The sequence below is a fragment of the uncultured Streptococcus sp. genome, assembly GCF_963525625.1.
GTDB lineage: Bacteria > Bacillota > Bacilli > Lactobacillales > Streptococcaceae > Streptococcus.
Genome location: NZ_CAURLD010000025.1, coordinates 18,761 through 27,419, shown reverse-complemented (window position 1 = coordinate 27,419; position 8,659 = coordinate 18,761). Strand labels below are relative to the sequence as shown.

The window sequence follows — 8,659 nt, the reverse complement described above, 5'->3', positions numbered from 1 at the left end:
AAAATAGGAAATTCTTGCAGTGAGCGATGCTCACAAGAGAATTTATCTTTTTCACACAGTATTTAGGGCGTGTTCAACTCCTTTCAAAGAATGTAGAGTAGTTTTTTATAAAATAAAGGATATTTTACGGAAATTAGTCCCGTGTTCAGTTACTATAAGTAACCAAACTATCCTTTCTGTAGTTTAATGTTTTAAATTACGTTCTTTATTTAGTCAGTGATTGGGAAGTCTAGCCTCAGCATACTCAATCATCTTCTCTGCAGTTTCTTTGTCATAGTGGAAGCCGGTTTTGAGAGAGAAAGCTTGTGCCTCTTTGTGGAAAAAGTGCATGGTAGCTAAGAGAGACTTGGTGATTCTTTTCCGGTCTGAAAAGTCAAGTAAGGCTGTATATTCTTTCTCTTTCTCAGCAGGCAAATGCTGAAAGAGGTACTTGTAGTTCTTGCCAACATCGACCGTTCCCTTTTCTGCTGCCACTTGCCAAGCTAAAAGCTTGAGCAATTCTTGCTGACAGATTCCATACAGATGATCCGTCGCATAGACCAGGTGGTTCCGATGAATGCCCTTGACTACATAAGCTGACACCCACCAGAACTCATTGCAGGATTTGTCAAAGTCAGTCGCACTGGCGGGTGCGGTCCAATAACGCTTGGGTGTCGGTGTATAAGGAGCAAACAGCCCCTGCGGATCATCCAGCACCGTGAAATCTGCTTCGCTATCCACCCACTCTTTGATGTATTCCTTAGGACAAAGGGTCAAATCTATCCGATTGCCATCTTCAAAGAGCATGAGATAGAGACGACGATGGTCAAGTAGGACATGCTGCTCAATCATGCGCTTGCCAAATCCTTCCAACCAAGCAAGGTCGGCTATCAGACCATCCAAATCCTCTACAATGTAGAGCACATCATAGTCTTGGAACTCGTCTTTGGGAGCCTTTGGATTTGTCCGCGAGCCGGACATAGCAACAGCCTCGACCTGTAGCGCTTTTGCAGTTTGCAAAATCACATCAAACATCTTGGGTTCAGTTCTCATGGGAATACCTGCCTTTTTAGTGAAACTCTTGATTCTGTAGAGGACATGTCTATAAAGCGGACTGTCTGCTGGAACTTTTTCGTTATCAAATTCTTTGACAAATTCCATGCTCAGTTTTTGCATGACTTTTTGTGAAGGGAGATTGAGTAAGGATGTAAAAGAGTAAACTTCTGACAAGCCAGCTTGCCGAAAAGCAAAGTCTAGACAGACTTGGGCAGCCTCCGTCGCATAACCATCTTGGCTAGTTCAAGCGAATCCGTCAGACCCAGTTTATTGTCAAGCGTCATTGGCTGTCTCCTTTCATTCAGATTTTCTAAATCCTGTACCAACAGGCTTAAAACTTATTGCCCGATAAAATCCATCTGCTTCAGATATTAATTCAATCCGTGTCAAAGGATATTTTTTGTGGATCTCCTCAATCAGCTGCTGTCCCAGTCCTTTTCTGCGGTGGGATTTATCAATAATCATTTCAGCTAAAAAGGTCGTCAGCACTTCATCCGTCAGATAACGGGCAAAGCCAAGGATTTTCTGGTCCTCTTCAAGCACCAAGTAATGAGACAGATTTGTTGAAAATAGAGATGTCACTTTTTCCTCTGTAAAAGAAAGCCATTTTTCACTTTGATAAAGGCTATAAATAGCTTGACAATCTTTTCTGCTTGCAGGTCTGATAATCATCTTCTATTCCTCCAAATCTGTCAGACTTAATTAACACTCCCCACTGCTTCCGTTACCTTCTTAGCTGGTTTGCGTTTTTTGTAGCGGCTGCGGATAGTGTTGAGGTGATCGCGGAGATTGACCACGTGCGTTCTTTCGGGATAAGCATAGGCAATGATTGCAGTGAAATCCACTAGAAAATCATAGATTTCTTGCAGCTTGAGGCGGACGTTCTTATTCTGACTCGGTGTCTTTCCCTTAAGCTCAGTCAGTCGCTCCTTGTAGACCTTTTCAAAGGCCTTCTGAGCGGCAGCCAGACTGTCAACATGGGCTTCCAGATGAAGCTTAGCTAGCGCTGTCTGATAGGCCGGCTTTTTCAGCTCTTGGAGCAGGTGGTTGATGCCCTCGGTCTCCTTTTCCAAGCTAGTTGCAGCTAGACCGGTGTAGTTTTTCAGGAGCTGAGACAGGGGCTCATAAGCTTCCTTGGTCGCTGCATCCTTGACCCGTGCAAAGGCCCGAACCAAAGACTGGAGCGTGCCCAAGGCATCATCACGCTCGCGGTCAGCCTGATCCAGACTAGCTACCAGCTTGCTGGACTTGGTCTGATGAAGCCCGCCCTGTAGCTGTTCCAGAAGTTTGTCCATCTCATCCAGCTTGGTCGTGTAAATGCCATCCACCTTATTTTCCTTGATAAATGCCGTAACCTCGCTCCGACTCTCGGACATGAGCTGGAAAAATTCGTTGTTTTCTAAAGTCTGAACATCTACACTAGTAATTCCATAAAATTTTTTCATTTTTATAATCTCCTAAATTTTTTATTTATTTTAACTTTAATTCCCTTTTTACCTTTTCTGATTTTCTGAAAAAGTTTTTTGCTTAAAAACCACTTGCCAGAAAATCAAACGTTCGTCTTTTACTCAAAAAATACTCGCCAGATTTTCTGCCAAACAGAATTTGCCCCAAAACACTTCGTCAGAAAATCTGACGACCTCACTTTAGCTCTAGTGAGCTTGACAGAAAATCTTATGATTTCATTCTTCTGCTAGCGAGTTTGCTAGATTTTCTGAGACGTGGAGGGTTATTGTTTTTTGACGAAATAACTAATGTTTTTGAATAAAACGTTTTGTATAAAAGATAATTTTCATAAGAGTCTAAAATTTTTAAGAACTGTAACTCGTTTTGTAAAATTTCTATTAAAAATTTCTCTGTGCTCAGCAACTTTTCTTTATACTTTTCGCCGCCATGATAATAACATTTCTTTAGTTCTTTGTAGACCGGCTCATCTAAAAGTAACTGAACTCGGAAAATTTTCTGAGCTTTCTGATGATGAATTTTTACTTTTTTTTCTTTATGAGCATAACAACATTCCCAAAACATAATTCCAATCATTAAAATCAAAACAATGTAAGTCCACCATGGAGAGTTCTTCCAATCAGTACTATAAATTAATGTCGAAATAGATATTATAGATGATATTGTAGTAAAACCAGGCTTCGATGTTTGTATCTGGATTAATTCAATCATAATTCCTAGAAATCCTAATAAGATAATTGCCAAAATAAAAGCCTCAGCATATGGTATATTCCGACTTGACAACCTGTACAGGGCAAGTAAGAAGATACCTCCAAATAATAAAACATGAGATGCAATCAGAATTTTGTCTCCATTTAATGGAGGATTGCCTTTTAATGGAGGATTGCCTTGATTATCATCTAGTATTAAAAACTCTTCTAGAATCACATCAACTTCTTCTAGTTTTTTTGTTTTGTACTTAGCATACAAGGTGTTAATTTTCTTTTTTATTAATTTTTTAACTTTTCTCAAAACACCATCTCCCCACTCTCCTCAAGCGTAAACTTGACATTATCCTCAATCCACTTGCGGCGTGGTTCGACCTTGTCGCCCATGAGGACATTGACACGGCGTTCGGCGCGGGCCAGGTCTTCAATGGTGACACGGATGAGGGTGCGGGTGTCGGGATTCATGGTCGTTTCCCAGAGCTGATCAGCGTTCATTTCACCGAGCCCCTTGTAGCGTTGAAGCATAGCTCCCTTGCCAAACTTGCGGCGCAGGTCATCCAGCTCGCCATCGGTCCAGGCATACTCAACGACTTCGCTCTTGCCCTTGCCCTTGGACATCTTGTAGAGAGGCGGCAGGGCGATATAGACGCGGCCGGCCTCGACCAGCGGGCGCATATAGCGATAGAAAAAGGTCAGCAGCAAGGTCTGAATATGGGCACCATCGGTGTCCGCATCGGTCATGATGATGATCTTGTCATAGTTGGCATCCTCAAGGGTAAAGTCTGACCCAACACCTGCTCCAATCGTGTAGATCATGGTGTTGATTTCTTCGTTCTTGAGAATGTCAGCCATCTTAGCTTTGGCAGTATTGATAACCTTACCGCGCAGAGGCAGGATGGCTTGGAACTTACGGTCACGGCCTTGCTTAGCAGAGCCACCGGCAGAGTCTCCCTCGACCAGATAGAGTTCGTTCTTGGCTGGGTTCTTGGATTGGGCTGGAGTCAGCTTACCAGAGAGCAAGCCCTTGTCTTTCTTATTCTTCTTGCCATTCCGGCTTTCGTCACGCGCCTTGCGGGCCGCTTCCCTAGCATCTCTGGCCTTGATAGCCTTGCGGATGAGGTTAGATGCCAGCTCACCATTTTCCAAGAGGAAGAAAGTCAGCTTATCAGAGACGATGGAGTCCACAGCAGGACGAGCCAAGGGGCTGCCCAGCTTATCCTTGGTCTGGCCTTCAAACTGTAGGTGCGCCTCAGGGACGAGGATGGACAGGACAGCAGCCAGACCCTCGCGGTAGTCCGATCCTTCCAGATTCTTGTCCTTTTCCTTGAGCAGACCTGTTTTTCTGGCATAGTCGTTCATGGCTTTGGTAATAGCGGTCTTGAGCCCCGTCTCATGGGTACCGCCGTCCTTGGTGCGGACGTTATTGACAAAGGACAGGATATTATCGGCGTAGCCATCGTTGTACTGGAGAGCCACCTGAACTTGGAAACCGCTCTCCTCGCCCTCGAAATAGAGGACAGGAGTTAGGGTTTCCTTGTCTTCATTGAGATAGCTGACAAAGTCTTCAACGCCGTTCTCATAGTGAAACTCTACTTCTTCGCCAGTCCGCGCATCGGTCAGCGACAGACGGACATTCTTGAGCAGGAAGGCTGATTCCTTAAGCCGCTCAGCAATGGTATTGTACTTAAAGTCTGTCGTTGAAAAAATCGTATCGTCCGGCATGAAGGTCACTTTGGTTCCAGACTTGGACTTAGGTGCAGTGCCGATTTTCTTGAGCGTGGTGACTGGTTTTCCGCCATTTTCAAAGCGCTGCTTGTAAACAGTCCCATCCCGCGTGATTTCCACTTCAAGCCAGCTAGACAAGGCATTGACAACAGAGGACCCTACACCGTGAAGACCGCCCGAGGTCTTATAGCCACCTTGACCGAACTTACCGCCGGCGTGGAGAACGGTGAAGATGACCTCAACCGTAGGAATGCCCATAGCGTGCTTGCCGACTGGCATCCCGCGTCCGTGATCTGCGACAGTCAGACTGCCGTCTTTGTTGATAGTCACATCGATCCGGTCGCCAAAGCCTGACAGGGCTTCATCGACAGCATTGTCCACAATTTCCCAGACCAGATGGTGGAGTCCCGCTCCGTCGGTCGATCCGATATACATCCCCGGGCGTTTGCGGACCGCATCCAACCCTTCTAATACCTGAATGGCATCGTCGTTATAATTGTTAATATTAATTTCCTTTTTTGCCACAAGAACCTCCTAATGATTCATCTTTTCTATCTTACAAGTTTTTGGCAAATATTGCAAAGATTTTTTTGAAAATAATGCTGATGAGAACGGATTGCAAACGAAGAACAATCCAATATCCGAGTAGACATTTCCTGCTATAAATTCTATCCTTTTCTATTGTAAGAAAGCGAAATAATGGTATAATAAAATCATGATGAACACGATAATTGGATTAATACTAGCATACTTACTGGGCTCTATTCCGACTGGACTTTGGATTGGGCAAATTTTCTTTAAAAAGAACCTGAGAGAATACGGCAGTGGCAATACCGGAACGACCAATACTTTCCGTATTTTGGGAAAGACAGCGGGAACGGCTACTTTTGCGATCGACTTTCTCAAAGGAACTGCAGCGACCCTGCTGCCTTTCTTTTTGCATATTGAGGGAGTTTCGCCTCTTGTCTTTGGCCTCTTGGCTGTGATTGGCCATACTTTCCCTATCTTTGCTGGCTTTAAGGGCGGCAAGGCTGTGGCAACCAGTGCGGGGGTTGTTCTAGGCTTCTCACCAGCCTTCTTTGTCTATCTGATTGTCATCTTTGCCAGCATCCTTTATCTGGGAAGTATGATTTCTCTGGCAAGTGTGCTCTCAGCAGTCATCGCTATCCTGTCGGCACTGCTCTTTCCTCTAGTTGGCTTTATACTGACCAGCTATGACCTCTTCTTCACTCTGATTATCATTGCGCTGGCTTTGATTATTATCCTCCGGCACAAGGACAATATCCAACGTATCAAACAGAAAAAAGAAAATTTAATTCCTTGGGGCTTGAATATCACACATCAGAATCCTGAGGCTAAGAAATAAAACGGAAGTGAACAACTTCCGTTTTATTGTGTCTTCTAACTAGTCTTCTTTATGACTTTTCTTAATTCCTGCCAATCCCAAGAATCCTAAAACCATACCAACTAAGCTCAGGGCAACGGCTGATTCGCTGCCTGTCTGTGGCAGTCCTTTAGCTGCAGGATCCTTAGTAAAGGTCTTGGCAACATGGACAGGTACTTGCTTGGTTTGAATTGGCGTGTTAGCCAGTGGAGCTGCCTGTTTTCCAGGATCAGCTGCTTTGGCACCAGCTGGGTAGGAAGCTGCATTAGCTGGATCTGTTCCTTGCTTGATTTCTTCAATATCTGTGTAGCCATCACCATCTGTATCCTTAGTGGATGAAATAGAGATAGCACGTGAGTTTGGATTGATAACTGCATAGGCTGTCAAATCAGCTTTTGCAAGATAGTCTGCGAAAGCCACATCCATAGATGGTCCTTCCTCGCGAGGGCCACCCAGCATGGTATAGCCGTCACCACCAGCAGCCAAGAAGTCATTGGTCGTCAGATAGTAGGTCTTATTTGGATCAAGAGGCTCATAAACACCCGTTTCTTTGTTCTTAATCTCGATGTGGAGGACACGCTGATTAGCCGGCAAAGTCGTGTCGTAGTAGACTTTAGCTCCAGAGATTTGCAAGTAACCACCGCTTGGTTCTAGCAAGGGTTGTCCGTTCTCATCCAGCACAGGCTTGCCATCTTTTTCCTGAAGAATAGAGCCCAGAGATTTGGCAAACATATCTGCGATATTTTGACCAGTTACCTTGATTTGTGAAATGGTGTTCCCAAATGGCAATACGGCGATAACATTTCCCTTGGTGATTGGCTTGTCTTTGGCAATAGTTTCGCGCAGACCGCCGCCATTAGTAACAGCCAGGTCTGTTTTATTGGCAAAGCCAGTTTGACCATAATCGTAGAGAGCATCGGCTACGACATTGCCCAGATTGGTTTCGCGAACGCGGACATTTTCACGGTCGCCATTAAGCTCTACAGGGCTGTTTGCCACGATAACCTTGGCATTATCAGCGTCGTACCTGGCTTTAATCTTGCTGACCATGTCTGCTACAACTGGGTCTGGAGCGACTTTTTTAGCTGTTTCAGCAGGAATTTGCTGAGGATTTCCCAGAAGCTGATTGGCCTTGAAAGTCACTTTACCGATATTGTGTAGGTAGCTACCGGTCTGGTTGTAGGTGACATTATCGCCATAAGTCGTAGACTCTACTGTGTGGGAGTGGCCGTCAATAACGGTTACGCGCTTGCCTTTGAGCTTAGGATTTTTAGAAAGAGCTTCAGCCAAGGTTGAACCGCGCCACTCAGTCGGAGTTGTCGTGTCAACACCCAAGTGAGCTAGAACAACGTAGTTTTTGTAGTTCTTTCCTTCTGCCGCTGCGCGTGCTTCAATTTCGTCAATAACCCGATTAACCTCTGTGATTGGATCAGTGAAGGTCACACCTTGGATGTTTTTAGGGTGAGTTTTTGTAGCAGTTTCAGGTGTTGTCACACCGATTACCACAAACTCATCCCCCTCAACCGCTGGATCCTTGTCTACAATGGTAGATGCTTGGAAAACTCGAGCATTGTTGGCATAAGTATTGGAGCTGAGGAGTGGGAATTTAAGAATTTCCTTGTATTTTTTCGCCTCATCCAGACCAAAGTCAAACTCATGGTTACCGACTGCCATAGCATCGTAGCCAATTTCATTGAGGATTTTCGCACGTTCCTCCCCTTTTGAACTATTGGAAATTGGCAGACCCTGGAAAGCATCCCCCGCATCCACAACAAGCACTTTAGGATTTTTAGCGCGCTCTTCCTTGATAACAGTAGCCAGCTTAGCATCGCCGATAACGCCTTTTTCCTCTACGATGCGACCATGCACATCGTTAGTATGGAGAATCGTAGCCTCTGGCAGATTTTCAGACTGGGCTGGTGCTGCAGCGGCTTCTGTCGCAGCTGGACCAGCCGGAGCAGCTGTATTCTGACTATCTGCTGGCTTTTCTTCTGCTGAAGCTGCTGGAGCAGTTGGTTGCGCTTCAGAAGCTGTCTCAGCAGCTGGCTGATTGGTCAACTCAGTCGTTGCCGGCTCTGGACTAGCCTGTGCCTCTTCTGCAGAGACTTGATGAGCCAAAAAAGCAGGTGCCAAAAGCACTGTTGATAGAACAGGTAAGATGAAAAATTTCTTCTTCATATAACGAACACTCCTCTTTAGTATTTTGTTATATTATACATCTTTTTTGCTTAAAAAGGAACCAAATCAATACTATTTCAACAAACATTCGTTATTTCAGAAATTTTCTAGAAAATTTTCTTTTTGAAATTTTAAAATAAGACCCTGAAATTCATCAGAGTATTAT

At 44.7% G+C, this 8,659-nt stretch carries 6 protein-coding genes and 1 pseudogene; 1 reads left to right on the top strand and 6 read right to left on the bottom strand.

Annotation, left to right across the window (positions count from 1 at the left end; genetic code table 11):
• Positions 1 to 213: 213 nt before the first annotated feature.
• From RYK49_RS10505 to parE, 5 genes and pseudogenes are all read right to left on the bottom strand, one after another.
• Positions 214 to 1,260: pseudogene (locus tag RYK49_RS10505) on the bottom strand (GNAT family N-acetyltransferase); the annotation flags it as partial.
• A gap of 72 nt (positions 1,261 to 1,332) precedes the next feature.
• Complete coding sequence (locus tag RYK49_RS10500) at positions 1,333 to 1,707, bottom strand: GNAT family N-acetyltransferase (protein ID WP_125445006.1); 375 nt, start codon at positions 1,705 to 1,707, stop codon at positions 1,333 to 1,335.
• A 26-nt stretch (positions 1,708 to 1,733) separates the two neighbouring features.
• A complete protein-coding gene (locus RYK49_RS10495; RefSeq protein ID WP_314831485.1) occupies positions 1,734 to 2,480 on the bottom strand; it encodes a DUF6261 family protein in 747 nt (248 codons plus the stop codon).
• A gap of 229 nt (positions 2,481 to 2,709) precedes the next feature.
• Positions 2,710 to 3,510 carry a hypothetical protein gene (locus tag RYK49_RS10490; RefSeq protein WP_314831484.1) on the bottom strand — a complete coding sequence of 267 codons (801 nt, stop codon included), beginning with the start codon at positions 3,508 to 3,510 and terminating at the stop codon, positions 2,710 to 2,712.
• Positions 3,507 to 5,456, bottom strand: a complete 1,950-nt coding sequence (gene parE, locus RYK49_RS10485) for a DNA topoisomerase IV subunit B (protein WP_002909677.1) — start codon at positions 5,454 to 5,456, stop codon at positions 3,507 to 3,509. The genes RYK49_RS10490 and parE overlap by 4 nt, the downstream gene beginning before the upstream one ends.
• Positions 5,457 to 5,646: 190 nt before the next feature.
• Here parE and plsY point away from each other — a divergent pair, with 190 nt between their 5' ends.
• Positions 5,647 to 6,297: a glycerol-3-phosphate 1-O-acyltransferase PlsY gene (gene plsY, locus RYK49_RS10480; RefSeq protein WP_002909675.1), complete on the top strand. Its 651-nt coding sequence runs from the start codon at positions 5,647 to 5,649 to the stop codon at positions 6,295 to 6,297.
• 39 nt (positions 6,298 to 6,336) lie between these two features.
• Here the strand turns inward: plsY and nt5e are convergent, their stop codons facing one another.
• Entirely contained in the window at positions 6,337 to 8,493 is a 2,157-nt protein-coding gene (gene nt5e / locus RYK49_RS10475; RefSeq protein ID WP_314831482.1) for a cell surface ecto-5'-nucleotidase Nt5e, read from the bottom strand.
• Between the last annotated feature and the right edge of the window lie 166 nt (positions 8,494 to 8,659).